Here is a 26,263-nt window from a genome sequence, read left to right on the forward strand (position 1 = left end):
GCAGCCCCTCACGCCCGGTAGAGCGCCTCGATCTCCTTGGCGTACGCGGACTCGATCGCCCGCCGCTTGAGCTTCAGCGACGGCGTCAGGGTGCCGCGCTCCTCGCTGAACTGGCTGCCCAGTATCCGGAAGGTCCTGATCGACTCGGCCTGCGAGACCAGCGTGTTGGCGGCGACCACCGCCCGCCGGATCTCGGTCTCCAGGTCCGGGTCGTGCAGCAGCTCAGCCGGCAGCAGCCGCGGCTTCCCGCGCATGGCCAGCCAGTGCGTGACGGACTCCGGGTCCAGCGTGACCAGGGCCGCCACGAAAGGCCGGTCGTTGCCGACGACCACGCACTGCGCCACCAGCGGGTGCGCCCGCACCCGGTCTTCCAGCGCGATCGGCGAGACGCTCTTGCCGCCGCTGGTCACCAGGATCTCCTTCTTCCGCCCGGTGATGGTCAGGTAGCCGTCCTCGTCGAGCGAGCCGATGTCGCCGGTGGCCAGCCAGCCGTCCCGCAGCACCTCGTCGGTGGCCTTCACGTTGTTCAGGTAGCCCGAGAAGACCTGCCCGCCGCTCAGCCAGATCTCGCCGTCCTCCGCGATCAGCACCGTCGTGCCGGGCACCGGAAGGCCGACGGTGCCGAAACGGGTCTGCTCGGGCGGGTTCGCGGTCGCGGCCGCGGTGGTCTCGGTCAGGCCGTAACCCTCGTAGATCGTCACGCCCGCGCCGGAGAAGAACAGCCCGATCCGGCGCTCCATCGCCGAGCCGCCGGAGATCGCGTGCCGCACCCGGCCGCCGAGTGCGTCCCGCACCTTGCTGTAGACCAGCTTCTCGTAGAGCTGGTGCTGCATCCGCAGGCCCGTGCTCGGTCCCGGGCCGGTGCCGAACGCCCTGGCCTCCATCGCCTCCGCGTGCCGGACCGCCACGTCCACGGCCTTGTCGAACGGCCCCAGCCGTCCGCCGGCCTCCGCCTTGCGGCGGGCGGCCTGGAAGACCTTCTCGAACACGTAAGGCACCGCGAGCACGAAGGTCGGCCGGAAGCCGGCCAGCGACGGGATCAGGTCTGCGGCGGTCATGCTCGGCTGGTGCCCGAGCCTGATCCGGTGCCTGACGCAGGCCACCTCGACCATCCGCCCGAAGACGTGCGCGAGCGGCAGGAAGAGCAGCGTGGACGGCTCCTCGCCCGGCTTGTTGGAGAACACCGGCTCCCAGCGCGCCACGACGTTGTCGGTCTCGGCCATGAAGTTGGCGTGCGTGATGAGGCAGCCCTTGGGGCGGCCCGTGGTGCCCGACGTGTAGATGATCGTCGCGACCGCGTCCGGCGTCACGGCCAGCCGGTGCCGCTCCACCACGTCGTCACCGATGTGCCGGCCGGCCTGCGACAGCTCCTCGACGCAGTTCGCGTCCAGCTGCCACAGCCGGTGCAGCCGGGGCAGCTCGTCGACCGCGGCGCCGATGGTCATCGCGTGGTCCTCGTGCTCCACGACCGCCGCGACCGCGCCCGAGTCGTGCAGCATCCAGCGGACCTGCTCGGAGGACGACGTCGGGTACACCGGCACCGACTGGGCGCCGATCGCCCACAGCGCGAAGTCGAAGAGCGTCCACTCGTAGCGGGTGCGGCACATGATCGCGACGCGGTCGCCGAAGCGGACGCCCTCGGCCAGCATGCCCTTGGCGACCGCGAGCACCTGGTCGCGGAACTCCGCGGCGGTGACATCGCGCCAATCGCCCTGCTCGTCGGCGCGCGACAGCACCACCTGGTCCGGGGTCTGCCGTGCGTTGCCGAACACGGCATCCGCCAAACCGCCGGCCTGGGGTGAGGTGGCCAGCGTGGGGACGGTGAACTGACGCAACGGGTGCTCTCCTAGGACCGCTCAGTGCGGGGCCGTAAGTTACCCGATCCGCGAGGCCTGCGGGAGGGGCCTGAAGTTCTCGATGATTCGGACGTTTGTGCTGGTAGGGCCGGGTTTTCCGGCTGTGACAAGGTCCCCGGCGGAATCCGGGGTTCAGTCGCGGTGCCGCGCGGGCGGCGGATCTCCACGAAATCTGCCCGTGCCGGTCACGGTCGCTCCACCCTCTCGGTTCCCTCCCGTCCCCTGCGCACCAGCCGGCGCTGCCGCCCGGGGCGGCCGGCCGATGGCGGGTTCCGCAGGTCACGGCAGCGGCCGGTGAAGCAGGTCGCCACCGGCCAGGATGGCATCCGCCAGCGCATCCGCCGCCTCCTGTGCACGGGAATCCCGCCGCCCGTGCAGCAGCACGAAGTCCACCCCGCCGAGGTCCGGCAGCCCGCAGGCCCGGGTCGGCACCCGGACCAGACCGGCCGGAATCAGCCCTTGCGCGTGCGCCGTCACCCCGAGCCCGGCCCTGGCCGCCGCGACCAGGCCGCTCAGCGACCCGCTGGTACCCGCCATCCGCCACGCCCTGCCGTGCCGCTCCAGCACGTCGAGCATCCTGGCCCGGGTGATCCCCGGCGGCGGGAAGGCGATAAGCGGCACCGGGCGCCCCGGGTCGAGCCGCAGCCGCTCGCCGCCTATCCACACCAGCTTGTCCCGCCACACCAGCCGGCCCGCACCCTCCGGGCTGTGCCGCTTGGCCAGGCACAGGTCGAGACCGCCCGCCTCCAGCTGCTGGTGCAGGGTGCCGGACAGCTCGACGGTCAGCTCCAGGTCCACCTCCGGGTGGGCCTGCCGGAAGGCCGCCAGGATCTCCGGCAGCCGGGTCGGCACGAAGTCCTCCGACACCCCGAACCGCAGCCGCCCGCGCAGCCGGGTGCCGGCGAAGAAGGCCGCCGCCCGCTCGTTGGCCTCCAGGATCGGCCGGGCGAAGCCGAGCATGGCCTCGCCGTCCTCGGTCAGCTCCACCCCGTGGGTGTCCCGCAGGAACAGCCGGCAGCCCGCGGCCTCCTCCAGCCGCCGCACGTGCTGGCTGACCGTCGACTGCCGCAGCCCGAGCCGGTGGGCCGCCTGCGTGAAGCTCAGCGTCTGCGCGACGGCAAGGAACGTACGCAACTGGGCCGGCTCGAACATGGCGGCACGTTATCGCGGTGCGTGATGGCGGTCAGGGCGGTAACCGGCCAACCTGATCGCTCTCTCCCGCGTCCCCCGCGGTCACAGCCGCAGCGCGGACACCACCAGAACCGCCAGCGCCCAGGAGGCGAACAGCGCGTACGCGAACAGGGCGCGGCCGCGGTCGCCGGCCCCCAGCTGCCGCAGCAGCACCCAGCAGAAGAACGCCGCCTCGGCGGCGCCGCCCGCGACACCGTAGGCAGGCCGCCAGATCCCGACGAGCACCGCGGCGGTCGCGGCCGTGTGCAGCACCCCCGCGCCCGTCACGACCCAGGAGTTCCTGCCCTCCCGCAACCCCAGCCGGGTCAGGCTGTCCAGCCGCTCCACGCCCGGCCCGAACCGGGTCAGCGCGGCCAGTGCCGAGGGCACCACCTCAAGGAGCAGCAGAACGGTCAGGGCGACACTCAGGCCGAACACGCGGGGCACCTCGCTTGCGTACGCACGGGGGGCCGCGGTTGCCGGCCGGGGATCAGTGTGCCCGGTCGGACGCCAGTGCGATACGGTCCTCGCCCGCGTAGACGTTCATCGAGTCGCCGCGCAGGAAGCCGACCAGCGTCAGCCCGCTCTCCCTGGCCAGGTCCACCGCGAGCGACGACGGCGCCGAGACCGCCGCGAGCACCGGGACCCCCGCCATCACCGCCTTCTGCGCCAGCTCGAAGGACGCGCGGCCCGAGACCATCAGGATCCGGTCGGCCAGCGGCAGCCGCCCCTCCCGCAGCGCCCGCCCGACCAGCTTGTCCACCGCGTTGTGCCGCCCCACGTCCTCGCGCAGGTCCAGCAGCTCGCCGTCGCCGGAGAACAGCGCGGCCGCGTGCAGCCCGCCGGTCCGCTCGAAGACCGCCTGCCCCTCCCGCAGCCGATCCGGCAGCGAGGCCAGCAGCCCGGGCGTCAGCCGGGGCGCCCCGGTCCTGGCGATCGGCAGCCGGGTCGCGGTGCGGACCGCGTCAAGGCTGGCCTTGCCGCACAGCCCGCACGAGGAGGACGTGTAGACGTTGCGCTCCAGGCTGATGTCCGGCAGCGGCACCCCGCGGGCCAGCGTCACGTCCACCACGTTGTACGTGTTCACGCCCTCGGCCGTCGCGCCGGCGCAGTAGACGACGTTCGCGACCTCGTCCGCCGCGGCGAGCACACCCTCGCTGACCAGGAAACCGGTGGCCAGCGCGAAGTCGTCACCCGGCGTACGCATGGTGATCGCCAGCGGGCGGCCGTTCAGCCGGATCTCCAGCGGCTCCTCGGCGACCAGGGTGTCGGCCCGGTGCTCGGCGGCCCCGCCGCGTATCCGCAATACCCGGCGCCGCTCGGTGACCCGTCCCATCCGCCCTCAATCCCTCCGTCGCCCTCCCGCCCCCAGCCCTGCACCCGGTGAGGGTGCCATAGGGTGATCGGGACCGTGCAGCCGTGCACCACGGACCTACCAGGATGGCAGACCGAGATGAGCGACCAGCCGACCGCCGAGCACACCCTGGTGGGTGACGAGCAGGCCCTGCAGCGCCTCAGGGAGCTGCGCGGCAGCATCGACAACCTGGACGCCGCCCTGGTGCACCTGCTCGCCGAGCGCTTCAAGTGCACCCAGCAGGTCGGCGAGCTCAAAGCCGCCCACGACCTGCCCCCGGCCGACCCGGCCCGCGAGGCCGACCAGATCGCCCGGCTGCGCCGCCTCGCCGAGGACGCGAAGCTCGACCCGGCCTTCGCCGAGAAGTTCCTGAACTTCATCATCGACGAGGTCGTCCGGCATCACCGCGCGATCGCCGCCCGCCCCCAGCAGGGCGGTGGGAATCGCAGGTGAGAAGCACTGCCGATCCTTGGTATCGTGGACCTTGTCACCACGACCCGGGCGGTCGTGGCGGCACATCCGGTCCGGGTGGCGGAATGGCAGACGCGCTAGCTTGAGGTGCTAGTGCCCTTTATCGGGCGTGGGGGTTCAAGTCCCCCCTCGGACACTTCGAAGAGGACCCCCAGCAGTCGCTGGGGGTCCTCTTCTGCGTTCCCTTCGCGTGCGCCGCCGATTCCGGGCTTGTGCCGGGAACTGCTGGCGCATAGTGGGCGTCTGACGGAGAGTTGGTGCACGAGTCCTGGGGGGGCTCCTGGGACCTGAGGGGGGACGATGGCACAGCCGCGAATGCATGCCACCGCTGCGGATCTGACCAGGCTGGCGTCCGACCTGGACGCGATGCAGGAACACCTGAGCACCCAGATCGGCAAGCTGAACGGGCTGGTCGACGCCGCGGAGAAGGGCTGGCGCAGCCCGGCGGCGAGCGTCTACCGGGAGCTGCAGCGCAGCACCAACGGCGACGCCGAGACCGTACGGAAGATGCTCGCCCTCGTCGAGGAGGCCGTGCGGCTGAGCCGTGACGGCTTCAGCGCGCAGGACCTGGACACGCTGGAGTCCTTCCGCGCCCTGCAGATGCCGTCCGACGGGCAGCCGCCGCTGTTCTCGCCCGACCTCCCCGGTGCCCCGCCCGCCGCCCCGCCGGCGAGCGTGCCGCACAGCCGGCTGGCCGACCTGTAACGGGCCGCGACGCCACAGACACCGCGTTGACCTGGGGGAACACACGTGACACACGACGACGGCATCACCGTCGACTTCGGCACGCTCAAGCACCTGTCCTCCGAGATGGAGGCCATACTCAAGGACCTCACCACCCGCCTCGACGAGTTATACGCGCGCGTCGCGCCCGTCGTCCGCAGCTGGGAGGGCGAGGCCCGCGACATGTGCGTGGACAGCCTCGACCGCTGGGACCGGTCGGTGCGCGACATGCAGGGCGCGCAGGCCTGGCTGCACGACGTGGTCGTCACCGGCCACCTCAACTACGACGCGGCCCACCAGGCCGTACTGCGCGGCTGGGGCGGCGCCTGATGGGCACGCCCCCCTACCCGCTCGGCATGGGCGACGGCCGCCCCAGCGACAAACAGCGCGACAAGGAGGTCAAGGGCCTGGCGACACCGCCGCCCAACGCCTCCGGCGGCTTCGACGTCAAGCCCTCGAACCTGTACTACGTCTCCTACCAGGTGCGCGACGAGCAGTTCACGTTCGACAAGGCCGCCAGGACGCTGATGGAGGCGCTCACCGGACACGAGCAGCTGGCGGGCAAGGGCACCGGCCCCAGCGCGGTCGCCGCCTCGTACCGGAAGACCGCCACGACGTTCTTCGACCTCTGGGGCAATGCCATGGTCGCCATCGGCGGCGCAGCCGTCGGTTTCACCGCCACGGCGAACAACTACGCCGCCGCCGACTTCCGCACCAACCGCAAGCAGCAGGGGCCGCTGCCGCACCAGGAGCCGCCGTGGGTCATGCGGGTGCCGACCTTCTACGGCGACGTCCCCGACCTGACGTGGCGCGGCACCAACGCCGACTCCGACCACGCCATCGTCCGCACGCTCGGCCACATCCCCGACTTCGTCGCCGACCACGTCCAGGGCCTGCTCGACCAGGTGCTGCGGCTGGGCAAGATGTACGAGATCACCCCGGGACCCGACAAGGACGAGCTGCGCACCATCGGCACCGCCTGGGGCATGATCTTCTCCGACGGGACCACCTCGGCCGACAACCTCAACGACGACATCGCCTCCATCACCAACAGCGCGAACTCCGAGTGGCAGACGGCCATGAAGTCCTTCTGCCAGACCATCTGGGGCACCTCGGCCTGGGGCAAGATGCAGGGCACCGTGGCGTACAAGACCGCCCCCAACGAGGGTGCCCGCCGCCGCCCGGTCATCACCGTGCTCGGCGAGACGGCCCAGGCCGTCCAGACGGCCCTGCTCGACCTGGCCGACGCCTCGGACAAGGTGACGGCGGTGAGCGAACCGGCGGCCGAGCACGCGGCCAAGGAAATGGCCAAGGACATGGCCAAGGAATACGGCTTCCACCCGTGGCACCTCCTGGCCGGACTCACCCCCTTCGGCGCGGTGGACCTGACCGCCGAGATGGTGATGTCCTTCCGCAGCCACATGGACTACGCCGGCATCGAGGCGGCGGTCGCGACATACAACGAGACGTGTTCCGGCATCGCGAAAACCCTCGACGGCCTGGAGGGGAAACTCGAGGAGGCCCGCAAGAGCGTCCCGACCTTCAACGCGGAGGAGGCCAGGGCCGAGGCCTTCGGCGGCCGCTCCCTGAACGACTTCAAGCACGACCACCTGTGGACCCTGCAGACCGACTCGGCGGGCGTCCACAAATACCCGGTCGACCTGGTCAACCAGGAGGGCATAGGCAACTCACATGCCATCGACAAACACGTGGCCAAGACCGACGACCAACTCGCCCAGCGGATGCGCGACCAGCATCCCAGCGCCGCGTCCAGCTACACCGATCTGGAATCCGCCCAGGCCTACACCCAGCAATGCCTCGACGGGAACCCTGACAAGATCAGAAGTTTCATCAACGGGCACGGCACGCCGCCGAGGGAGACGCTCGAAGTCGATTTCGGAGCGACCGGACCGGTCACCGGGCGCAGCATCGACCAGGCTGCCTACGCAGCCGATCCTGCTCACCCGAGAGTCACCGAAAAGCACGGCGTCTACGTCGTGATCAAATACGTGTCCGGCATGACCCCACCCTTCGTCGTCCTCACGTCCTACCCCAACTGACCCGCAGCCGCAGAGGACCACATGACCGACCAGGAGCATTACGACCGCCTTCGCCTCGAAGGAGCACGGGTCCTGCTGAGGCCGCTTCGGTTCAGGGCGATGCCCCAGGACGCCGCGGAGCGCAACGCGCTGCTGGAACCGATGATCCGGGCACTTTGGGACTCCGGAGAGCGCGGTGGCCGCACGCTGTTCGAGGTGGCGGCGGAACTGCGTGCGGCGGCGGATGTGATCGAGTCGGGCCAGGACATCCCCGTGCTGGACATCCCAGGGCCGCCCGAGGCACTGCGGGACATCGCGGAGCACGTCGCCGACTGGGACGTCGGACGCGCGCGCCGGCTGCGCGACGTGACGCCGACCAGCGACGAGCTCGGCTTCCGCTTCCCCCAGCTCACGAGCATGCTGAGGCTCTACTACGGTCAGGACGGCGTCGCAGTCGAGGACGACACGCTCACCGCCCGCGAGAGCCTGCAGGTCTTCGTCGACGACTGGCACCCGCTGTGCCTGTACCGGCTGCCGCATGTGGCCGGCGAGTGCCAGGAGGCGCTCACCCTCTTCCAGACCGAGGAGGCGCTGCGGCAGTTCTTCCTGGTCGAGCGGAGCGGCGACTCCGCCGGGCTGCCGTGGCTGGAATGGCTGCCCCTGATCATCGACGTCGTCGGCGAGCACATGCGCGCCCACCACCCGCCGCAGTGGGTGCGCAAGTCCGGCTGACCGTTCCGACGACCCCGAGAGGCGGCACCCATGCGTACCCGTACCTCCACCTATCCCGACCGGGAGACCGCCCAGTGGTGCACCCAGCAGGTCATCACCCGCAACGAGCAGGAGATCGACCGGTGGCTCGCCCAGGGCACCCGGCAGCGGCTGACGCTGGAGGCCGCGTGGCCGTCGCGTGAGCAGGCCGTGGGGCGGGTGCTGATCGACGCGATGATGTACGCCGGGCGGGAGCCGGTCGACGTACGGGCGGCGCGGGTCGTGCTGCGGCGGGAGCCGGTCAGCCCGCACGGCTTCGTCGTGCACGCCACATTCCCGGTGTACCTGTGAGTCCTTACGCCCCCGTCCGCCCGCACACGAGGAAGGCCGCCTCTCATGGAGCCGCTGCAACACGACCGTAGCTACGGCGAGTTGGACCAGGTCATGCGTGCCTACCTGGGGGAGGACGCCGACGACACCGCCGACAAGCGGGGCGCCGCGCTCGACGCGTACCTGCGGCAGACCTGGCACACCCGGCCGTGGGCGCTGGCCACCGCCGAGCGGCAGCTGCGGGAGTACGCCCGCAACCCGCCCGGGCGGCTGCGGCACGAGCTGGGGGAGTTCTACCCGGTGCCCGACACCGGCGTCCCCCAGGCCGGCATCCAGGCGTGGCTGCTGCTGCTCGCCGACCACCTGGCGCGCAGCGTCGCGGAGGGCGACGTACCGCCGCCGGACGTGCCGCGGACGCACTGGGAGTGGCACGCCCGCTTCCCCGAACTGGGGCAGCTGCTCGGCGGCTGGTTCTCGCAGGACATGCCGGACGAGTTCGAGGACCACGACGAGGCGCTCGCCGACTACCTGGCCGGCACCCACCCCGCGCTGGTCGCCCGGCTGGCCGGGGAGCTGCGCGAACTGCTCGCGCTGCCGCTGGAGGACGCCGGCCTCGCGGCCGCGGCGGCCCGGCTCGGCCTGGAGATGCAGCCGCCGGACCCGTACAGCGCCGGCGGCTGGCTGGCGCGGCTCGCCGACGAGGTCACCGCAGGTCGGTGATCTCCGGCGCGAAGACCGTGCCGAGCGGCTCGGGGCCCACGTACTGCTGGCAGTTGCACTGCTGCTGCTCGTACTGAAGGGGCTTGCGGTCGGCGTCCCACACCGACGGCGCCTCGACCACCGCGTGGCACTTGCCGTCGTCCTTGCCGTGCATCGCGAGGTGGTGCGTGCAGCCGCAGACCGGCTCCGGCGGCCTGCTGGCGGCGGACAGGGCGTGCTGCTGCCGTTCTTCGGCCTGCATGAGTTCGAGCTTGCGCTTGTGCCGCGCCTTGGTCGCGGCGCTCAGCTTGTCGCCGATCATGCCGCTGCCGAACAGCAGAAGCGGAATTATCCACCACAGATTGTGCACGTCCGACCACCCCGTCCCGTTGTGCTCCTCAGCATATAGCCGCCGGTGGAAGGCTGTTCGAACCTGACTTCTGCGGGCGGCCGCCCACCACGGTGACGGCCTCGGCCGCCGACGCGCAGCCTGCGGCCAGCGCGGCCGGCAGCTCCGCGCCGTGCAGGCGGGCCGCCAGCAGGCCGCCGGTGAAGGCGTCGCCCGCGCCTGTGGTGTCAACGGCGGTGGCGGGGACGGCGGGTGTGCGGGCGGTGAGACGGCCGCGGTGGGCGGCCAGCGCGCCGGCCGCGCCCAGGGTCACCACCACCGTGCCGACGCGGCGGCTCAACTCGGCCGCGGCGGCCGCCGGATCGTCAGTACCGGACAGCAGCGCCGCCTCGGCCGCGTTCGGCAGCAGCAGGTCGGTGTCGGACACGAGGTCGAGGAATCGCGGTACGCCGAGGCCGCGCAGGAAGCCCGTGGACGCCGGGTCGACGCTGACCGGCAGGCCGCGGGCGCGGGCGGCCTTGCCGGCCACGGCGGCCAGTTCGCGGCCCGGTTCGCAGAAGAACAGGTACCCGGACAGGTGGACATGGGCGACGCCGTCGAGCAGCGCCTCGTCCCAGTCGGCGGGACCGAGCCGGAAGGCGGCGCCGCTGTCGGTGACCAGGGTGCGCTCCGCGGCGGCGTCGACCAGGGCGATCACCACCGCGGTGGGCAGCGCCTCGTCGACCCGCAGCACCGGCTCGACGCCCGCCGCCGCCAGCGCGTCACGGTGCCACCCGGCGGAGTCCGCGCCCACCCTGGACAGCAGCCGCACGCCCGGCGCACCCCGGTGCGCCGCCCAGCACGCCACGTTGGCGCCGGCGCCCCCGGGAAGCACCGCGATACGGGCCGCGGTGTCGGTGTCCGCGGCCAGCGGCTCCGCATGCCGCGCCACCACGTCGGTGACGACGTCGCCGACCACCAGCAGCCCGCCGCCGCGGCTCGCCCCGCTCACGGCCGCCCCGCTCACTGCCGCCGCGACCAGGCGACGGAGATGTCCCCGGCCAGCGCCACGTTGCCGCGGACCGCGGCGAGATTCGCCTCCAGCGAGGCGCCGCGGGTGTGCTCGGTCAGATACGCCAGCAGGTACGGGGTGATCGCCTGCCCGGTGACCCCCTCGCGCTCCACCGCCGCCAGCGCCTCGGCCATCACCCGGTCGTGCAGGGCGCGGTCCAGCTCGTGCTCCGGCGGCACGGGATTGGCGACGATCAGCGCGCAGTCGTGCCCGCCGAGCGCGTCCTGGCCGCGCATCACCGCGGCCACCTCCTGCGCGTCGCGCACCGTCCAGTCCACCGGCTCGCCCGAGTCGGTCAGGTAGAAGCCGGGGAAGCGGCCGGTGCGGAAGCCGAGGACCCCGACGCCGAGGGTCTCCAGCCGCTGCAAGGTCGCGGGCACGTCCAGGATCGACTTCACGCCCGCGCACACCACGGTGATCCGGGTGCGGGCGAGCAGCGCCAGGTCGGCGGACTCGTCCTGCACCTCCGTCCAGCCGCGGTGCACCCCGCCGAGGCCGCCGGTGGCGAACACCCGGATGCCCGCGCGGGCCGCCAGGAAGGCGGTGCCCGACACGGTCGTCGCGCCGCTCACCCCCGCGGCCATGGCAGGCGCCAGGTCGCGGTAGCCGAGCTTGCGCATGTCCGGGTCCTGGGCGATCCGCTCGACCTCCGCGTCGGTCAGACCCACCCGGGGGACACCGTCGATCACCGCGACGGTCGCCGGTACGGCGCCGGCCTTCCTGACGATCTCCTCCAGCTCGCGGGCCACCCGCAGATTGCGCGGCCTGGGCAGGCCGTGCGCGATGATCGTCGATTCCAGCGCCACGACGGGCTGCCGCCGGGCCAGCGCCCCCGTGACCTCCGGCGAGGTCACCACCCCGCTCCCACCACGTTTCTCCATGCCCCCTTCCTTGGCGCACCTCGCCGCCCCCCAAACCTGCCGCCTCCCCGTGCCCGGGCCGGCAGGCAGGGGGTGACCAGCGTCATGCGTACTGCGCATTTAGGAAGGAATGGGAGATATGGACATGTGGTTGAGCCATAAACCAACCCGCCGTCCCCCAGGGAGCACATCATGGGCCTGTTCAACCGCAAGACCGCCGTCGTCACCCCGGCCGCCCCGGCCACCGCCGCGGCAGCCGTCGCCACCGCCGATCTGACGCACCTGACCGGTGACTACGCCATCGACACCACGCACAGCGAGATCGGCTTCTCGGCGCGGCACGCGATGGTGACGACGATCCGCGGACGCTTCACCGGCTACGAGGGCACCCTGCACCTCGACGGCGGCAACCCGTCCGCGTCCAGCGCCGCGCTCACCATCCAGGTCGCCAGCATCGACACCGCTCTGTCGGCGCGCGACGAGCACCTGCGCAACGGCGACTTCTTCGCGGCGGACGAGTTCCCCGAGATCACCTTCCGCAGCACGTCCGCGGAGCAGGTCGACGACGAGACCTACCGGATGCACGGCGACCTCACGGTCAAGGGCATCGCCCGGCCGGTCTCGATCGACCTGACGCTCAACGGCCAGGTGACCGACCCGTACGGCAACGTCCGCGTCGGTTTCGACGGCTCCGCCACCGTCAGCCGCGGCGACTGGGGTCTCACCTACAACGCGGCCCTCGAAGGCGGTGGCGTCCTGATCAGCGACAAGGTCAAGCTCACCTTCGACATCTCCGCGGTCAAGCAGGCCTGACCCGGCCTGGTGGAATCACCGCCGGCGGCGGCGCGGGAACGCGCCGCCGCCAGGTCGCGCGCTTCCTGCGCGGGAGGCGTGCCAGGAAATGGATTTGGCGTGAGCGCGCGCAACGCGTAGAGTCAGGTTCAACGACGCGGGGTGGAGCAGCTCGGTAGCTCGCTGGGCTCATAACCCAGAGGTCGCAGGTTCAAATCCTGTCCCCGCTACTGAACGGAAAGGCCCGGTGCCCTCAGGCACCGGGCCTTTCCGCTGTCCTGGGGTCATCGCGGCCGCTGCCGCCGGCCGGACCCGTCCACCGGCCGGTACGGCGGAATGCCGCGGCCCGGCTGGTAGTGCGGCCCCTGCCGGATGTGCCTGATCACGATCACGCAGTCCGCGGCCGCCAGGGCCGCGATCGCCGCGCAGAAGGCCGCCCAGCCGGGCTGGCTGTAGAACGCGAAGCCGACGGCTGCGGCGATTCCCCAGAAAAGTCCGCACACGGCCAGCCCGAGCCGCAGCCGCAGCGGGCTGCGGGCCTGTGTCGGTTCGAATCCGGTTCTGCGCATGGCGCCGCTCCTCCCTTCCAGCATCCACCCCGGGACAGCGAGAGGGAACTGCCGGGGGGAACCGCTCAGTCGTAGAGGGCGCGGTCGAGCACCGTGGCCCACTGGCGGACGATGCGGCCGCGGCGGGCCGAGTCGTCGCTGAGGAGGTTGGCCAGGCCCAGACCGCGGGCCATGTCCAAGGTGGCCTGCACGGTCTCGCGCACCCCCGGGCGCGACTCGTCCGCGCCGAGGAAGCCGACGGCCAGCCGGTGCGCCTCGCGGCCGATGCGCGCCTCGAGCGCGGTCACCCCCGGCCGCAGCCGCTCCTCCGCGGTGGCCGCGGTCCACAGGTGCAGGGCGGCCCGGAAGAGCGGCCCGGTGTGGACGGCGACCAGCATGTCGACGACCGCGTACGTACGGTCGGGTCCCTCGCGGGGCAGCGCGAGGGCGCGCTCGCGTACCGCGGTGAGCCACTGCTCCGCCATGTGCGCGATGGCCGCGGTGAAGAGTTCCTCACGGGTGGGGAAGTGGTGCTGGGCGGCGCCGCGGGAGACGCCGGCGCGGGCGCAGACCACCGCGACCGTACTGCCCGACCAGCCGTGTTCGGCCAGGCAGGAGACGGCGGCCTCCAGGATGCGCAGCCGGGTGGCGCGGCTGCGGTCCTGCTTGGGGAGGCGGTCGGCAGCCCGGCTCCCGCTCGCCGGGGTCACTGTGCCCACGGCGGGTCCCGGCGTTCCAGCGCGGCCCTGATGCCCTCGGCGGCCTCCGCCGACTCGAAGAGCCGGATGCTCTGCTGCCGCAGGCCGTCCGCGGCGCCGGCGATCCGCTCCCTGAGTAGCGCCGTGGTGATCTCCTTGGTCGCCGCGAGCCCCTGCGGCGAGGACGCGCGCAGCCCCGCCAGGATGCCGTCGAGGGCGTCGTCCCAGGCGGTGACCAGGCCGATCCTGACGGCCTCAGCGGTGTCGAAGGCCTCCCCGGTCAGCAGGTAGCGCGCCGCGGCCCGCGGGTCGGCCCGCACCAGCACGGGCAGGGAGGCCACGGACGCGGCCAGCCCGAGGCGCACCTCGGTGAAGGCGAAGGTGGCCGCGGCGCCGGCGACCGGGATGTCGCAGGCCGCGAGCAGCCCGAGGCCGCCCGCCCGCACGTGCCCGTCGGCCCGCGCCACCACCGGCTTGGCCAGGGTGGCGATCCGCGTGATCAGGTCGACCAGCAGCTGCGGCCCGCGGTGGATGCCGTCGGCCTTGAGGTCGGCGCCCGCGCAGAAGGTGTTCCCCGTGTGGGTGAGCAGGACGGCCCGCACCCCCGGGTCGGCCTCCGCGGCGTCCAGCGCCTCGGTCAGCTCGCCGATCAGCGCGGCCGACAGCGCGTTGCGGTTGCGCGGCGAGTCCAGGGTGAGGACGGCGATGGCACGGTCGGTGTGCCGGCGCACCAGCGGTGCATCTGTCACTGCGGTCTTCCTTCGCGTGGTCGGCTGCGGTGTGCGGGAGGGTACCGGCGCCACCCGGGTCAGTACGACTTGGGCAGCCCCAGGCTGTGGTGCGAGACGAAGTTGAGGATCATCTCCCGGCTGACCGGGGCTATCCGGCCGACCCGGGAGGCGGTGAGCAGCGAGGCGAGGCCGTACTCGGCGGTCAGCCCGTTGCCGCCGAGGGTGTGCACGGCCTGGTCGACGGCCTTCGCACAGGCCTCGGCCGCCGCGTACTTGGCCATGTTCGCGGCCTCGCCGGCGCCCATGTCGTCGCCGGCGTCGTAGAGGTAAGCGGCCTTCTGCATCATCAGCCGGGCCAGCTCCAGCTCGATGTGCGCCTGGGCCAGCGGGTGGGCGATGGCCTGGTGGCCGCCGATCGGGGTGGACCACACCTGGCGGCTGCGGGCGTAGGACACCGCGCGGTCGAGGGCGTAGCGGCCCATGCCGAGGGAGAAGGCGGCGGTCATGACCCGCTCGGGGTTCAGTCCGGCGAAGAGCTGCAGCAGCCCGGCGTCCTCGTCGCCGACCAGCGCGTCGGCGGGCAGCGCCACATCGTCGAGGTAGAGCTGGAACTGCTTCTCGGGCGCCGACAGTTCCATCTCGATCGGCCGGAAGTCGAAGCCGGGGGTGTCCCGTTCGACGAGGAAGAGGCACGGCTTGAGCCGGCCGGTGCGGGCGTCCTCGGTGCGGCCGACGACCAGCGTGGCGTCGGCGATGTCGACACCGGAGACGAAGACCTTGCGGCCGGTCAGCAGCCAGCCCCCGGTGCCGGGGTCGCGGCGCGCGGTGGTGGTGATGCGGTGCGAGTTGGAGCCGGCGTCGGGCTCGGTGATGCCGAACGCGATACGCAGCGAGCCGTCCGCGAGCCCCGGCAGCCAGCGCTGCCGCTGCGCGTCGGTGCCGAACCTGGCGATGACCGTGCCGCAGATCGCGGGGGAGACGACGAGCAGCAGCAGCGGGCAGCCGGCCGCTCCCAACTCCTCCAATACGATGGACAGTTCGGCGAGACCGCCGCCTCCGCCGCCGTACTCCTCCGGCAGGTTGACGCCGAGGTAGCCCAGGCTCCCCGCCTCCTGCCACAGCTCGTCGGTCTGCCGGCCGGCCTTGACGGCCGCCGTGAAGTAGTCGCGGCCGTAGCGGCGGCCCAGCGCGCCGACGGCCTTGCGCAGCGCGCGCCGCTCCTCGGTCTCCATCAGGGCGTTGTCGAAGGTGCTGCCGACGGTGGTCATGGTGCGGTCCCCTCCCTCTCCTCCTTGACGACTGCCAGTACGGCGCCGAGCTCGACCTGGCGGCCCACCTCGGCGGTGAGTTCGAGCAGCGTGCCCGCGGCCGGGGCGGCGATCACGTGCTCCATCTTCATCGCCTCCAGCCACAGCAGCGGCTGCCCCGCCTCGACCCGGTCGCCGGCGGCGAGGCCCGCGGTCCGCACCACGGTGCCGGGCATCGGCGCCCGCAGCGAACCCGGCGCGGCCGACTGCTCGGGGTCGGGGAAGCGCGGCAGGGCGGTGAGGGCGGCGGAACCGAACGGCGAGTCCACGAAGGTCCGTTCGGGGCGGGCGGCCACCAGGTACGTCCGCAGGACCCCGCCGGCCTCCAGCACGACCCGGTCGGCGGCCGCGCTCACCAGGCGTACGCCGTCGAAGCCCTCCGCCGCCAGGCCGTCCCGGTCCAGCCGGTAGCGGATGTCGTACGCGCGCCCGTCCGGCTCGGCCCTGAAGCGCTTGAGCTGCGGCTGCGACGGGACGTTCCGCCACCCGCCGAGGCGTACCGGCACCGCTGCGCCCGGAGCGCCCGTACGCCCGGCCGCGTCCGCGAGGGCCGCGGCCAGCGCGGCGAAGCGCTCGGCGTCCACGCGGGCCCCGTCCGGCTCGCCGGCCCCGGCCTGCGCGAGGCCCAGATCGGCGGCGTGCCGCTCGAAGAAGCCGGTGTCCAGCCGCGCCGCGCCGAAGTCCGGGTGGCGCAGGGCGCGGACCAGCAGGTCGCGGTTGGTGACCGGGCCGTGCAGCCGGGACCGCTCCAGCGCGTGCGCCAGCCGGCGGACCGCCTCGGCGCGGGTCGGCGCCCAGGCGATCAGCTTGGCCAGCATCGGGTCGTAGTGCACCCCGATCCGCTCGCCGCCGGTCACCCCGGAGTCCAGCCGCAGCCCCGCGTCGCGCCCCGGCGGCACCGCGAACTCCGCGTCCACACCGGGGATGTCGAGCAGGTGCAGGTCGCCCGGCTGCGGCTGCCAGCCGCGCGCCGGGTCCTCGGCGCACAGCCGGGCCTCCACCGCGTGCCCGCGCGGGGCCGGCGGCTCGGGCGGCAGCGCCGCCCCCTCGGCGATCCTGATCTGCCACGCCACCAGGTCGAGTCCGGTGACGCACTCGGTGACCGGATGCTCCACCTGGAGGCGGGTGTTCATCTCCAGGAAGTACGGCCGCCCGTCCGCCGAGACCAGGAACTCCGCGGTGCCCGCGCCCCGGTAGCCGATCGAGCGGGCCGCGCTCACCGCAGCCCGGTGCAACTCGGCGCGCAGCTGGGCCGCCAGGCCGGGCGCCGGGGTCTCCTCGATCACCTTCTGGTGCCGCCGCTGCAACGAGCAGTCCCGCTCGCCGAGCACCCACACCGTGCCGTGGTCGTCGGCCAGCAGCTGCACCTCGACATGCCGGGCGCCCTCGACGTACGGCTCGACGAAGACCTCGCCGTCACCGAAGGCCGCCGCGGCCTCGGCTCGCGCCGCCGCCAACTCGCCCTCCAGTGACTCCCGTTCGCGCACCACCCGCATCCCGCGGCCGCCACCGCCCGCGGCCGCCTTCACCAGCAGCGGCAATTGCGCGTCCGTCACCGCACCCGGGTCGAGCGCGGCGAAGACCGGCACCCCGGCCGCCGCCATCAGCTCCTTGGCCCGCGTCTTGGACCCCATCGCCTCGACCGCGGCGGCCGGCGGCCCGATCCACACCAGGCCGGCCGCCGTGACCGCCCGCGCGAAGCCGGCGCTCTCCGACAGGAAGCCGTACCCCGGGTGCACCGCGTCCGCGCCCGCCGACAGGGCCGCGGCCACCAGCAGGTCGGCCCGCAGGTACGTGTCGGCCGGCGCGTCGCCGGGCAGCCGTACGGCCGCGTCGGCCTCCGCCACATGGGCGGCGGCCCCGTCGGCGTCGGAGTACACCGCGACCGTGGCGATGCCCAGCGCGCGGCAGGTGCGGAAGACCCGCCGGGCGATCTCGCCCCGGTTGGCCACCAGCACAGAACCGATCGGCGTGCCCATGGGCGCGCCCCCTCCCTCTCACCGACGGACGACCGTCACATCCGGAAGACCCCGAAACCGCCGCGCGCACCCTCCACCGGCGCCCCGTGCACGGCCGACAGGCACAGGCCGAGCACCGTACGGGTGTCGCGCGGGTCGATCACCCCGTCGTCGTAGAGCCGCCCCGACAGGAACATCGGCAGCGACTCCGCCTCGATCTGCTGCTCCACGGCCGCCCGCAGACCGGCGTCCGCCTCCTCGTCGTACGGCAGCCCGCGCGCCGCCGCCGACTGCCGGGCGACGATCGACAGCACCCCGGCCAGCTGGCTCGGCCCCATCACCGCGGACTTGGCGCTCGGCCAGGAGAACAGGAAGCGCGGCTCGAAGGCCCGCCCGCACATCCCGTAGTGGCCGGCGCCGTAACTCGCCCCCATCAGAACCGAGATGTGCGGGACCCGCGAGTTGGAGACGGCGTTGATCATCATCGCGCCGTGCTTGATGATGCCGCCCTGCTCGTACTGCCTGCCGACCATGTAGCCGGTGGTGTTGTGCAGGAACAGCAGCGGGATGTCCCGCTGGTTGGCCAGCTGGATGAACTGCGCCGCCTTCTGTGACTCGGCGCTGAAGAGAACGCCCTGGGCGTTGGCCAGGATGCCGACCGGATAGCCGTGCACCTCGGCCCAGCCGGTCGCCAGACTCGGCCCGTACAGCGGCTTGAACTCGTCGAAGGCCGAGCCGTCCGCGATCCGCACGATCACCTCGCGCGGGTCGAACGGCGTGCGCAGATCGCCCGGCACGACACCCAGCAGATCCGCCGCGTCGAAGAGCGGCGGCGCCGGGTCGAGGCGCGGACCCGGCCCCGGCTTGCGGATGTTGAGCCTGGCCACCACCCGGCGGGCGGTACGCAGCGCGTCCGGCTCGTCCAGCGCGAAGTGGTCGGCGAGGCCGGAGATCCTGGCGTGCATGTCGGCACCGCCCAGCGACTCGTCGTCGCTGTCCTCACCGGTGGCCATCTTCACCAGCGGCGGGCCGCCGAGGAAGACCTTCGCGCGCTCCTTGACCATGATGACGTGGTCCGACATCCCCGGGATGTACGCGCCGCCCGCCGTCGAGTTGCCGAAGACCACCGCGACCGTCGGGATGCCGGCGGCCGACAGCCTCGTCAGGTCGCGGAAGAGGGCGCCGCCGGGGATGAAGATGTCCTTCTGGCTGGGCAGGTCGGCGCCGCCCGACTCCACCAGGCTCACCACCGGCAGCCGGTTGGCGAAGGCGATCTCGTTGGCCCGCAGCGCCTTCTTCAGCGTCCAGGGGTTGCTCGAACCGCCGCGCACGGTCGGGTCGTTCGCGGTCACCACGCACTCGGTGCCCTCGATCACGCCGATGCCCGTCACCAGGGAGGCACCGGTGGTGTAGTCGCTGCCCCAGCCGGCCAGCGGCGACAGCTCAAGGAAAGGCGTGTCGGGGTCGAGCAGCAGCTCGATACGCTCCCTGGCCGCCAGCTTGCCGCGGGCGCGGTGCCGGTCCTGGTACTTCTTGCCGCCGCCCGCCAGGGCTTCGCCGTGGCCCGCGGCCAGTTCGGCCAGGCGCGCGGTCATCGCGGCGGCGCGTTCGGCGAACTCCGGGCCGCCGACGTCCAGTGCCGTCACCTGGCCGTCCCCCGGGACGGCGGCCGGCTCTCACCCGGCGGCCCGGCGAAGGCCTGCACCACCGACAGCCACGCGTCGGCGTCCTTGCCCTCGGCGCGCAGGCCCACGTCGTCGCGGTGCCTGCGGCGTACCGCGAGCAGGCAGAAGTCGACGGCGGGTCCGGTCACCCGCTGGGCGGCGTCCTGCGGGCCGAAGGTCCACAACGAGCCGTCGGGGGCGGTCAGTTCGACCCGGAACTCCTCCGCGGGCGCGGGCCTGCCGTGGACGGAGAAGGCGAAGTCCCGCGCGCGGACGCCGATTCTGGCCACGTGCCACAGCCGGGCGGTCGGCTCCCGCCGCACGCCGAGGGTGTCGGCGACGTCCTCGCCGTGCGCCCAGGTCTCCATCAGCCGGCCCGTCGCCATCGAGGCGGTGCTCATCGGCGGGCCGTACCACGCGAAGCGGACGCCTTGCGGCTGCGCCGCCAGCGCGTCCCGGAGCCGGGCGCGGCCGTCCCGCCACCGCGTCAGCAGCTCGCCCGGCGGCAGCTCGGCGCCTCTGCGGGCGCCCTGGTCGACGTAGGTGTCGAAGCGGGCCGCCGCGATCTCGGTCTCGCGCGCGAAGCCCTCGGGGTCGAGGACGGCCATGACCGCGCGGCGGTCGGTCCAGGCCAGGTGGGCGATCTGGTGGGCGATCGTCCACCCCTTGGCCGGGGTGGGCTGCCGCCAGGCCGCCGGCTCCAGGCCGGCCACGAGCTCATCGAGCCCTGCGGTCTCGGCGGTGAGGTCTTCCAGGACGGGCGTTCCCACAACGGCACCCCCAACTCGGCGTCCCCCGAGCGTCCCAGCCCCCCAGAAATCATTCAAGCCCGCGTGCTTGTTTTTCTCTTACGCCCCCAGGCGGCTGCCCCTTGCGATGCGTGCTGCGTCCGCAGCGCCACCGTGGCTTGTCGCGCAGTTCCCCGCGCCCCTGAAAACGCTCACCCGCTGCGGCAGAGCCACCCACGACGCACCCGCAGGCAGCCAACGCACCGCGAGGGGCAGTCACCCCAGGGGCGCGGGGAACTGCGCGCGCGACCACGATGGCGCGGCAGGCAGGCAATGCACCGCGAGGGGCGGTCACCCAAGGGCCGCGAGGAACTGCGCGGCAAGCCACGACGCGCCCGCAGGCAGCCAACGCACCGCGAGGGGCGGGGTCGCCCCAGGGGCGCGGGGAACTGCGCGCTCAGCCTCCGCCGGGGGAGAGGCGATCGCCCACCGCAAGGGGCAGCGCCCTGGGGCGCCACCCCTGCGGAGGGGTGGGCTAGGCCTTGGCGCGTCGCGCGAGGAGCGTGGCGCGCTTCGTGTCGAAGCGCGCCGCCTGCTCGTGCAGCCCGCCCATGAAGAGGCCGAGCTCTTCCTGAGCGCGGAGCCCCTCAGGGCCGAGCCCCGAGACCTCCAGCACCTTCAGGTGCCTGAGCACCGGCTGCAGCACGTCGTCGTGGTGGATCCGCAGGTTGTAGATCCCGCCGATGGCCATCCGCGCGGCGGCCCGCTCGAAGCCGGGCATGCCGTGGCCCGGCATGCGGAAGGCGACGACGACGTCGCGGATCGCCTGCATCGCCAGGTCCGGCGCGAGCTCCAGCGACGCGGCAAGCAGGTTCCGGTAGAAGACCATGTGCAGGTTCTCGTCCGTGGCGATCCTGGCGAGCATCCGGTCGCACACGGGGTCGCCCGACTCGCGGCCGGTGTTGCGGTGCGAGACCCGGGTGGCCAGCTCCTGGAAGGCCACATAGGCCACCGAGTGCAGCATGCTGTGCCGGTGGTCGTGCTCGAAGCCCTCGGACATGTGCATCATCCGGAAGCGCTCCAGCTCGACCGGGTCGACGGCCCGGCTGGTGAGCAGGTAGTCGCGCATGACGATCGCGTGCCTGCCCTCCTCCGCGGTCCACCGGTGGACCCACGTGCCCCAGGCGCCGTCACGGCCGAAGAGCGTGGCGATCTCGTGGTGGTAGCTGGGCAGGTTGTCCTCGGTGAGCAGGTTGACGACCAGCGCGATCCGGCCGACCGCGGAGACCTTGGACTGTTCGGGCGCCCACGCATCGCCCTCCATCACCCCGTCGAAGTTGCGCCCGTCGCTCCACGGCACGTACTCGTGCGGCATCCACTCCTTGGCCACCCCCAGATGCCGGTTCAGCTCGCGCTCGACCACCTCTTCCAGTGCGTAGAGCAGCGTCGCGTCGCTCCAGGTGTCCGGTCGGGCGAGGTGGGGCGAGGTAAGGGTCACGGGGGCTCCTGGGGACGGGAGTGTGGAGGGGAGGGGGACAGGCGAGGCTGCGGAAGGGGCCTACGCTGTCGTAAGTTACGCAACCGTAGGTTAAGCCGGCGTAAGAAGGCAACCCATCCGTGCCACCCGCTTTGACCTGGGGCGGCTGTTGCCCGTCGCCGGGGGTTCCGGCAGCGGATAGGATCCTGGGCCTGATGAGTACCACCCTTGTAGCCAGGAATCTCGCCGCAGGACACGGCGACCGCGCGCTGTTCTCGGGCCTCGACCTGGTGGTCGGGCCCGGCGACGTCGTGGGTCTCGTCGGTGCCAACGGCGCTGGGAAGTCGACGCTGCTGCGGCTGCTCGCCGGTCTCGACACCCCGGAGGACGGCGCCCTGCGGCTCAGCCCGGCCACCGCCACCGTCGGGTATCTGCCGCAGGAGCCCGACCGCAGGGACGACGGCGAGACCGTCAGGGACTTCCTGGCCCGCAGGACCGGAGTCACCGCCGCCCAGCACGCGCTGGACGCGGCCACCCAGGCCCTGGTGGACGGGGCGCCGGGCGCGGACGACGCCTACGCGGCCGGCCTGGAGCGCTGGCTCGCCCTGGGCGGCGCCGACCTGGAGGAGCGGGCCGAGGAGGCCACCGCGTCACTGGGTCTGGGCATCAGCCTCGACCAGGAGATGTACGCGCTGTCCGGGGGCCAGGCCGCCCGCGCGGGGCTCGCCTCGCTGCTGCTCAGCCGCTACGACGTCTTCCTGCTCGACGAGCCGACCAACGACCTGGACCTCGACGGCCTGGAGCGGCTGGAGAAGTTCGTCACCGGCCTGCGGGCCGGGACCGTGCTGGTCAGCCACGACCGGGAGTTCCTCACCCGCACGGTGAACCGGGTGGTGGAGCTGGACCTGGCCCAGCAGCAGGTCTCGGTCTACGGCGGCGGCTACGACGCCTACCTGGAGGAGCGGGCCACCGCCCGCCGGCACGCCAGGGAGGAGTACGACGAGTACGCCGATACCAAGGCGGGCCTGGAAGCCAGGGCGCGCATGCAGCGCGGCTGGATGGACAAGGGCACCCGCAACGCGCTGCGCAAGGCGCCGGACAACGACAAGATCGCCCGCAAGGCGCGCGCCGAGGGCAGCGAGAAGCAGGCGGCGAAGGCCCGGCAGACCGAGCGGCTGATCGAGCGGCTGGACAAGGTCGAGGAGCCGCGCAAGGAGTGGGCGCTGCGGATGGAGATCGCCGCGGCGCCCCGGGCCGGCGCGGTGGTGGCCACCCTCGGCGGCGCCGCGGTCCGCCGCGGCGACTTCCGCTTCGGCCCGGTGGACCTGCAGATCGACTGGGCCGACCGGGTCGCGATCACCGGCGCCAACGGCTCGGGCAAGTCCACCCTGTTGGCCGCACTGCTCGGCCGGCTGCCGCTGGACGAGGGCCGCAGCGCGCTCGGCCCCGGCGTGCTGGTCGGCGAGGTCGACCAGGCCCGCGGCCTCTTCCGCGGCCCCGAGTCGCTGCTCGACGCCTTCCGCGGCCCGGCGCCCGACCTGGACCCGGCCGCGATCCGCACCCTGCTGGCGAAGTTCGGCCTCAAGGCCGACCACGTGCTGCGGCCCGCGGCCACCCTGTCGCCGGGGGAGCGCACCCGGGCGGCGCTGGCGCTGCTGCAGGCCCGCGGGGTCAACCTGCTGGTGCTCGACGAGCCCACCAACCACCTGGACCTGCCGGCGATCGAGCAGCTGGAGGAGGCCCTGTCGGCGTACCAGGGCACCCTGCTGCTGGTCACCCACGACCGGCGGATGCTGGACGCGGTGCACACCACCCGGCGGATCGAGGTCGCGGACGGCCGGATCACCGAGGTCTGACCCGGGCGCTGGAGGCGGGGAACCCGATCGGCCCCGCCTGCGTCCCACCCTTGACCGGTGCGAAACGGCCCTGGGGAGGAGGACGGTGATGCGCCATCGGATACGTGCCGCCGCAGTCGCGGGCCTGCTCGCCGTGCTGGCGGCGGGCTGCGACTCCGGGGGCGGGGTGCGGGTGGTGCCGCCCGAACCTCCCGGCGGCACCGACATCTCCGCCGACTGCGGCGACGTCGTCCTGGACCTGGCGAGCAAGGACACCCCGGGCGCGATCTGCCTGCGGGTCGGCAGCACGCTGCGGCTGCGCTCCGGCGGGCGCGCGGCGGACGCGGCCGAGTCGGGTACGGCCCTGGCCGAGGTCTCGCCGGGCCTCTACCGCGGTGCCGCCGCGGGCAAGGCCACCGTCAGCGGCACCCGGCGGGCCTGCCCCGAGCAGCCGGGCGCGATGTCCTGCCTGGCCATCGTGCCGTGGAGCATCACCGTCGACGTCAGAACCGTCGACGCCCGATGAGCGCCCCGGGCGGCGGGGTGCGCCCGGGACGGCGGAGGACCCGGGCCGGCAGTGGGGGCCGGTCCGGGTCCGCCGCTCATGTGCCGACGGGCACCTCTGTCAGCTGACGTTGACGGCGGTGTCGTCGATCAGGAAGGAGGTCGCCAGGCTGGAGTCCTCGGTTCCGGTGAACTTCAGGGTGACGGTCTGGCCCTTGTAGGCGGTGAGGCTGACGGACCGCTGGACGTAGCCGGTTCCCTTGTCGAGGTTGGAGTAGGTGGCCAGGGTGGTGCTGCCGGCTGCGACGGTGAGCTTGTCGTAGGCGGTGGTGGTGGTCGTCTCGTCTGAGGTGACGTAGAGGTAGAAGGTGAAGGTGGCGGTGGTGCAGCTGGCGGGGATGGTCACCGACTGGGAGACGGTGTCGGTGTGGGTGGTGCCGTAGCCGTCCAGCCAGGCCTTGTAGCTGCCGGAGTGGGCGGGGGCGCCGGTGCTGCTGTCGATGACGCCGGACGAGGCGGTCCAGCCGGTGGCGCCGCTCTCGAAGCCGGGGTTGGTCAGCAGCTGGCTCGCGGTGCAGCCGCCGGTGGTGCTGGTGACCGTCCAGGTGAAGGACGCGGTGCCGGAGGCGTTGGTGGAGTCCTTCGCCGTGACGGTGACGGACGAGCTGCCGGTCGTCGTCGGGGTGCCGGAGATCAGGCCGCTGGAGCTGATGCTCAGGCCGGCCGGCAGGCCGGCGGCCGAGTACGTCAGGGTCTGGCCCGACGCGGAGTCGGTGGCGCTGACCTGGAGGCTGACCGCGGTGCCGACCTTGGTGGACTGGTTGCCCGGGTTGGTGACGGTGACGGTGTTGCCGCCGGTCGAGCCGCCGTTGGTGAAGGCGGCCGTGCCGTTCGGGGTGCCGAGGCCGGTCGGGCCGTCGTAACCCGCCTTCGCGGTGCACAGGTAGCTGCTGCCGCAGGAGCCGTTGGTGCCGGTGGTCACGTCGTTGAGCGCGCTGGTGTGCGCGTAGGGGTAGGAGGCCGGGGTGCTGCCCGCGGCCGGGGTGCCGGCCAGCGCGTAGACCGAGGCGATGATCGGCGACGAGGCGCTGGTGCCGCCGTAGACCTGCCAGCCGCTGGCCTGGTAGCTGTCGTAGACGGCCAGGCCGGTGGCCGGGTCGGCGACCGCGGAGACGTCGGCGACGGTGCGCCGGGTGCAGCCGGTGTCGGTCTGCCAGCTGGGCTTGGCGTCGTAGGCCGAGCAGCCGGAGCCGGCGCCGTCACCGGTGGTCGAGCCCCACACCTTCTCGCTCCAGCCGCGCGTGGTGCCGCTCGCCCGGGACAGCGAGGTGCCGCCGACCGCGGTGACGTAGCGCGAGGAGGCCGGGTACTCGGCGCCGTAGCCGCTGTCACCCGAGCTGACGGTGATGGCCACGCCGGGGTGGTTGAAGTACTGCGTGTCGGCGGTGGTGTCGCTGGAGTCCTCGCTGCCGCCGTAGCTGTTGGACACGTACTTCGCGCCCAGGGTGACGGCCTCGTTCACCGCGGTGCCCAGGTCGTCCATGCTCGCCGAGGTGGCCTCGACCAGCAGGATGTGGCACTGCGGGCACACGGCGCTGACCATGTCGAGGTCGAGGGAGATCTCGCCCGCCCAGCCGGAGTCGGCCGACGGGTAGCTGGTGCCGCCGGTCTGGTTGACCTTCTTGAAGCAGCCGTTGGCCGTGGTGCAGGCCGCCAGGCCGTACTGGCTGCGGTAGGTGGCCAGGTCCGCCTCGGCACTCGGGTCGTCCTGGGCGTCGACGATCGCGACGGTGGCGCCGGCGCCGGCCGATGACGGCAGGGCGTACGCGCTCTGCAGGTCGGTGGGGCCGTAGCCGGACGGGGTGGCGTTCGGGGTGATGCCGAGGCTGTGGACGACATCGGTACGCGCCAGCGCCAGGCAGGACATCCCGCCGGGCGTGCTCGGGGCGGCGCACAGGTGTGCGGTGTGGCCGGTGCTGGACACCGAGCCCGTGGCGCCGGTCGCCGCGGTGCCGGTCGCCGCGGCGGGGCTGGCCGTGGGGGTGCCGGCGACCGACGGCGACGCGGCGGCGACCATGCCGCCGGTGACCAGGGCGCCGGCGGCGACGACCGCGACGGTGGCGCGGCGGACGGCACGTCTGATCCGGCCGTGACTTGTCAGCTGCAATGAACTGCCCTCCATGGGGGGATCTGCTCCCGAGGGCGTCCGCGGATGATCGTGATTGTCAAGGTCATGACAATCGATCATGGAGCGGCATCGCCTGGGACTTCGTGTGGCACACGTTCACTGGTGATCACGTTGACGACTGTTGTCAACTTCCGCTCACTGCCACCACGTTCAGTGGTGACCGAGGTTGAACGTAGTGAAACCACCCCCAAGGGACCACCGGGGAATGGCAAAGCCTTCC

General features: G+C 72.9%; 26 protein-coding genes and 2 tRNA genes. 12 read left to right on the plus strand and 16 right to left on the minus strand.

The genetic code is table 11. The annotated features are described in order from the left end of the window. Nucleotides 1-8 precede the first annotated feature (8 nt). From NFU81_RS25915 to fdhD, 4 genes are all read right to left on the minus strand, one after another. Nucleotides 9-1,835 carry an AMP-dependent synthetase/ligase gene (locus NFU81_RS25915; protein WP_251494274.1) on the minus strand — a complete coding sequence of 609 codons (1,827 nt, stop codon included), beginning with the start codon at nucleotides 1,833-1,835 and terminating at the stop codon, nucleotides 9-11. A gap of 300 nt (nucleotides 1,836-2,135) precedes the next feature. Beyond that, nucleotides 2,136-3,008 carry a LysR substrate-binding domain-containing protein gene (locus NFU81_RS25920; protein WP_251494277.1) on the minus strand — a complete coding sequence of 291 codons (873 nt, stop codon included), beginning with the start codon at nucleotides 3,006-3,008 and terminating at the stop codon, nucleotides 2,136-2,138. 81 nt (nucleotides 3,009-3,089) lie between these two features. After that, a complete protein-coding gene (locus tag NFU81_RS25925) occupies nucleotides 3,090-3,464 on the minus strand; it encodes a hypothetical protein (RefSeq protein WP_251494281.1) in 375 nt (124 codons plus the stop codon). A 52-nt stretch (nucleotides 3,465-3,516) separates the two neighbouring features. Then, a complete protein-coding gene (fdhD, locus tag NFU81_RS25930; protein ID WP_251494284.1) occupies nucleotides 3,517-4,362 on the minus strand; it encodes a formate dehydrogenase accessory sulfurtransferase FdhD in 846 nt (281 codons plus the stop codon). A gap of 117 nt (nucleotides 4,363-4,479) precedes the next feature. On the opposite strand from fdhD, the gene NFU81_RS25935 reads away from it, so the two are divergent. The 8 genes from NFU81_RS25935 (at nucleotide 4,480) to NFU81_RS25970 (ending at nucleotide 9,374) form a co-directional block, all read left to right on the plus strand. Next, a complete protein-coding gene (locus NFU81_RS25935; protein ID WP_251494287.1) occupies nucleotides 4,480-4,833 on the plus strand; it encodes a chorismate mutase in 354 nt (117 codons plus the stop codon). Between the two features lie 69 nt (nucleotides 4,834-4,902). Further along, nucleotides 4,903-4,987: transfer RNA gene (locus tag NFU81_RS25940), tRNA-Leu, on the plus strand. Nucleotides 4,988-5,151: 164 nt separating this feature from the next. Then, nucleotides 5,152-5,556: a WXG100 family type VII secretion target gene (locus NFU81_RS25945; RefSeq protein ID WP_251494290.1), complete on the plus strand. Its 405-nt coding sequence runs from the start codon at nucleotides 5,152-5,154 to the stop codon at nucleotides 5,554-5,556. A 45-nt stretch (nucleotides 5,557-5,601) separates the two neighbouring features. Then, on the plus strand, nucleotides 5,602-5,904 hold the full coding sequence (locus NFU81_RS25950) for a WXG100 family type VII secretion target (RefSeq protein ID WP_251494293.1): 303 nt from the start codon (nucleotides 5,602-5,604) through the stop codon (nucleotides 5,902-5,904). After that, nucleotides 5,904-7,634 carry an RNase A-like domain-containing protein gene (locus NFU81_RS25955; protein ID WP_251494296.1) on the plus strand — a complete coding sequence of 577 codons (1,731 nt, stop codon included), beginning with the start codon at nucleotides 5,904-5,906 and terminating at the stop codon, nucleotides 7,632-7,634. Before NFU81_RS25950 ends, NFU81_RS25955 begins: the two co-directional genes overlap by 1 nt. A 21-nt stretch (nucleotides 7,635-7,655) precedes the next feature. Next, nucleotides 7,656-8,345, plus strand: coding sequence for a hypothetical protein (locus NFU81_RS25960; protein WP_251494299.1), 690 nt, complete (start codon nucleotides 7,656-7,658; stop codon nucleotides 8,343-8,345). Between the two features lie 30 nt (nucleotides 8,346-8,375). Further along, nucleotides 8,376-8,675, plus strand: a complete 300-nt coding sequence (locus NFU81_RS25965; RefSeq protein WP_251494301.1) for an RNase A-like domain-containing protein — start codon at nucleotides 8,376-8,378, stop codon at nucleotides 8,673-8,675. A 45-nt stretch (nucleotides 8,676-8,720) separates the two neighbouring features. Continuing rightward, nucleotides 8,721-9,374, plus strand: a complete 654-nt coding sequence (locus NFU81_RS25970) for a contact-dependent growth inhibition system immunity protein (RefSeq protein WP_251494304.1) — start codon at nucleotides 8,721-8,723, stop codon at nucleotides 9,372-9,374. Here the strand turns inward: NFU81_RS25970 and NFU81_RS25975 are convergent. Genes NFU81_RS25975 through NFU81_RS25985 form a run of 3 tightly spaced genes read right to left on the minus strand, consistent with a single transcriptional unit; the run spans nucleotide 9,358 to nucleotide 11,634 of the window. After that, on the minus strand, nucleotides 9,358-9,714 hold the full coding sequence (locus tag NFU81_RS25975) for a hypothetical protein (RefSeq protein ID WP_251494587.1): 357 nt from the start codon (nucleotides 9,712-9,714) through the stop codon (nucleotides 9,358-9,360). The genes NFU81_RS25970 and NFU81_RS25975 overlap by 17 nt on opposite strands. Before the next feature lie 37 nt (nucleotides 9,715-9,751). After that, nucleotides 9,752-10,693 carry a carbohydrate kinase family protein gene (locus NFU81_RS25980; protein ID WP_251494307.1) on the minus strand — a complete coding sequence of 314 codons (942 nt, stop codon included), beginning with the start codon at nucleotides 10,691-10,693 and terminating at the stop codon, nucleotides 9,752-9,754. 11 nt (nucleotides 10,694-10,704) lie between these two features. Next, nucleotides 10,705-11,634: a pseudouridine-5'-phosphate glycosidase gene (locus NFU81_RS25985; RefSeq protein WP_251494310.1), complete on the minus strand. Its 930-nt coding sequence runs from the start codon at nucleotides 11,632-11,634 to the stop codon at nucleotides 10,705-10,707. Between the two features lie 171 nt (nucleotides 11,635-11,805). Here NFU81_RS25985 and NFU81_RS25990 point away from each other — a divergent pair, with 171 nt between their 5' ends. After that, nucleotides 11,806-12,426 carry a YceI family protein gene (locus NFU81_RS25990; protein WP_251494314.1) on the plus strand — a complete coding sequence of 207 codons (621 nt, stop codon included), beginning with the start codon at nucleotides 11,806-11,808 and terminating at the stop codon, nucleotides 12,424-12,426. 135 nt (nucleotides 12,427-12,561) lie between these two features. After that, nucleotides 12,562-12,635: transfer RNA gene (locus NFU81_RS25995), tRNA-Met, on the plus strand. Between the two features lie 54 nt (nucleotides 12,636-12,689). On the opposite strand, the gene NFU81_RS26000 is transcribed toward NFU81_RS25995, so the two are convergent. The 8 genes from NFU81_RS26000 to NFU81_RS26035 form a co-directional block, all read right to left on the minus strand. After that, nucleotides 12,690-12,974, minus strand: a complete 285-nt coding sequence (locus NFU81_RS26000; protein ID WP_251494317.1) for a DUF6343 family protein — start codon at nucleotides 12,972-12,974, stop codon at nucleotides 12,690-12,692. Between the two features lie 65 nt (nucleotides 12,975-13,039). Further along, the gene (locus NFU81_RS26005) at nucleotides 13,040-13,672 is read right to left on the minus strand and encodes a TetR/AcrR family transcriptional regulator (RefSeq protein ID WP_251494320.1); all 633 of its coding nucleotides are present in this window, start codon (nucleotides 13,670-13,672) and stop codon (nucleotides 13,040-13,042) included. Next, nucleotides 13,660-14,400 carry an enoyl-CoA hydratase family protein gene (locus tag NFU81_RS26010; protein ID WP_251494323.1) on the minus strand — a complete coding sequence of 247 codons (741 nt, stop codon included), beginning with the start codon at nucleotides 14,398-14,400 and terminating at the stop codon, nucleotides 13,660-13,662. The genes NFU81_RS26005 and NFU81_RS26010 overlap by 13 nt, the downstream gene beginning before the upstream one ends. Before the next feature lie 59 nt (nucleotides 14,401-14,459). Then, complete coding sequence (locus NFU81_RS26015) at nucleotides 14,460-15,650, minus strand: acyl-CoA dehydrogenase family protein (RefSeq protein ID WP_251494326.1); 1,191 nt, start codon at nucleotides 15,648-15,650, stop codon at nucleotides 14,460-14,462. Next, nucleotides 15,647-17,668, minus strand: coding sequence for an acetyl/propionyl/methylcrotonyl-CoA carboxylase subunit alpha (locus NFU81_RS26020; protein ID WP_251494327.1), 2,022 nt, complete (start codon nucleotides 17,666-17,668; stop codon nucleotides 15,647-15,649). Before NFU81_RS26020 ends, NFU81_RS26015 begins: the two co-directional genes overlap by 4 nt. Before the next feature lie 35 nt (nucleotides 17,669-17,703). Next, a complete protein-coding gene (locus tag NFU81_RS26025) occupies nucleotides 17,704-19,242 on the minus strand; it encodes an acyl-CoA carboxylase subunit beta (RefSeq protein WP_251494590.1) in 1,539 nt (512 codons plus the stop codon). A gap of 47 nt (nucleotides 19,243-19,289) precedes the next feature. Next, nucleotides 19,290-20,081 carry a TIGR03084 family metal-binding protein gene (locus tag NFU81_RS26030; protein WP_251494330.1) on the minus strand — a complete coding sequence of 264 codons (792 nt, stop codon included), beginning with the start codon at nucleotides 20,079-20,081 and terminating at the stop codon, nucleotides 19,290-19,292. Nucleotides 20,082-20,574: 493 nt separating this feature from the next. Beyond that, a complete protein-coding gene (locus NFU81_RS26035) occupies nucleotides 20,575-21,537 on the minus strand; it encodes an acyl-ACP desaturase (protein WP_251494333.1) in 963 nt (320 codons plus the stop codon). A gap of 194 nt (nucleotides 21,538-21,731) precedes the next feature. Between NFU81_RS26035 and NFU81_RS26040 the strand changes: the two genes are divergently transcribed. Next, nucleotides 21,732-23,372 (plus strand): ABC-F family ATP-binding cassette domain-containing protein, encoded by a 1,641-nt coding sequence (locus tag NFU81_RS26040; RefSeq protein WP_251494336.1) that lies wholly within the window; start codon nucleotides 21,732-21,734, stop codon nucleotides 23,370-23,372. A gap of 88 nt (nucleotides 23,373-23,460) precedes the next feature. Next, nucleotides 23,461-23,877, plus strand: a complete 417-nt coding sequence (locus NFU81_RS26045) for a hypothetical protein (protein ID WP_251494339.1) — start codon at nucleotides 23,461-23,463, stop codon at nucleotides 23,875-23,877. Between the two features lie 99 nt (nucleotides 23,878-23,976). Here NFU81_RS26045 and NFU81_RS26050 read toward each other — a convergent pair whose 3' ends face one another. Continuing rightward, nucleotides 23,977-25,932 (minus strand): putative Ig domain-containing protein, encoded by a 1,956-nt coding sequence (locus tag NFU81_RS26050; protein WP_251494593.1) that lies wholly within the window; start codon nucleotides 25,930-25,932, stop codon nucleotides 23,977-23,979. Nucleotides 25,933-26,263 lie beyond the last annotated feature (331 nt).

The sequence above is a fragment of the Actinacidiphila cocklensis genome (assembly GCF_907177275.1).
Classification (GTDB): domain Bacteria; phylum Actinomycetota; class Actinomycetes; order Streptomycetales; family Streptomycetaceae; genus Actinacidiphila; species Actinacidiphila cocklensis.

What these genes read in the sequence shown, in the direction of transcription:
- NFU81_RS25920 (WP_251494277.1), bottom strand. Translation starts at nt 3,008, where the DNA reads ATGTTCGAGCCGGCCCAGTTGCGTACGTTCCTTGCCGTCGCGCAGACG.
- fdhD (WP_251494284.1), bottom strand. Translation starts at nt 4,362, where the DNA reads ATGGGACGGGTCACCGAGCGGCGCCGGGTATTGCGGATACGCGGCGGG.
- NFU81_RS25935 (WP_251494287.1), top strand. Translation starts at nt 4,480, where the DNA reads ATGAGCGACCAGCCGACCGCCGAGCACACCCTGGTGGGTGACGAGCAG.
- NFU81_RS25945 (WP_251494290.1), top strand. Translation starts at nt 5,152, where the DNA reads ATGGCACAGCCGCGAATGCATGCCACCGCTGCGGATCTGACCAGGCTG.
- NFU81_RS25955 (WP_251494296.1), top strand. Translation starts at nt 5,904, where the DNA reads ATGGGCACGCCCCCCTACCCGCTCGGCATGGGCGACGGCCGCCCCAGC.
- NFU81_RS25960 (WP_251494299.1), top strand. Translation starts at nt 7,656, where the DNA reads ATGACCGACCAGGAGCATTACGACCGCCTTCGCCTCGAAGGAGCACGG.
- NFU81_RS25965 (WP_251494301.1), top strand. Translation starts at nt 8,376, where the DNA reads ATGCGTACCCGTACCTCCACCTATCCCGACCGGGAGACCGCCCAGTGG.
- NFU81_RS25970 (WP_251494304.1), top strand. Translation starts at nt 8,721, where the DNA reads ATGGAGCCGCTGCAACACGACCGTAGCTACGGCGAGTTGGACCAGGTC.
- NFU81_RS25985 (WP_251494310.1), bottom strand. Translation starts at nt 11,634, where the DNA reads ATGGAGAAACGTGGTGGGAGCGGGGTGGTGACCTCGCCGGAGGTCACG.
- NFU81_RS25990 (WP_251494314.1), top strand. Translation starts at nt 11,806, where the DNA reads ATGGGCCTGTTCAACCGCAAGACCGCCGTCGTCACCCCGGCCGCCCCG.
- NFU81_RS26000 (WP_251494317.1), bottom strand. Translation starts at nt 12,974, where the DNA reads ATGCGCAGAACCGGATTCGAACCGACACAGGCCCGCAGCCCGCTGCGG.
- NFU81_RS26015 (WP_251494326.1), bottom strand. Translation starts at nt 15,650, where the DNA reads ATGACCACCGTCGGCAGCACCTTCGACAACGCCCTGATGGAGACCGAG.
- NFU81_RS26020 (WP_251494327.1), bottom strand. Translation starts at nt 17,668, where the DNA reads ATGGGCACGCCGATCGGTTCTGTGCTGGTGGCCAACCGGGGCGAGATC.
- NFU81_RS26025 (WP_251494590.1), bottom strand. Translation starts at nt 19,242, where the DNA reads ATGACCGCGCGCCTGGCCGAACTGGCCGCGGGCCACGGCGAAGCCCTG.
- NFU81_RS26040 (WP_251494336.1), top strand. Translation starts at nt 21,732, where the DNA reads ATGAGTACCACCCTTGTAGCCAGGAATCTCGCCGCAGGACACGGCGAC.
- NFU81_RS26045 (WP_251494339.1), top strand. Translation starts at nt 23,461, where the DNA reads ATGCGCCATCGGATACGTGCCGCCGCAGTCGCGGGCCTGCTCGCCGTG.
- NFU81_RS26050 (WP_251494593.1), bottom strand. Translation starts at nt 25,932, where the DNA reads ATGGTCGCCGCCGCGTCGCCGTCGGTCGCCGGCACCCCCACGGCCAGC.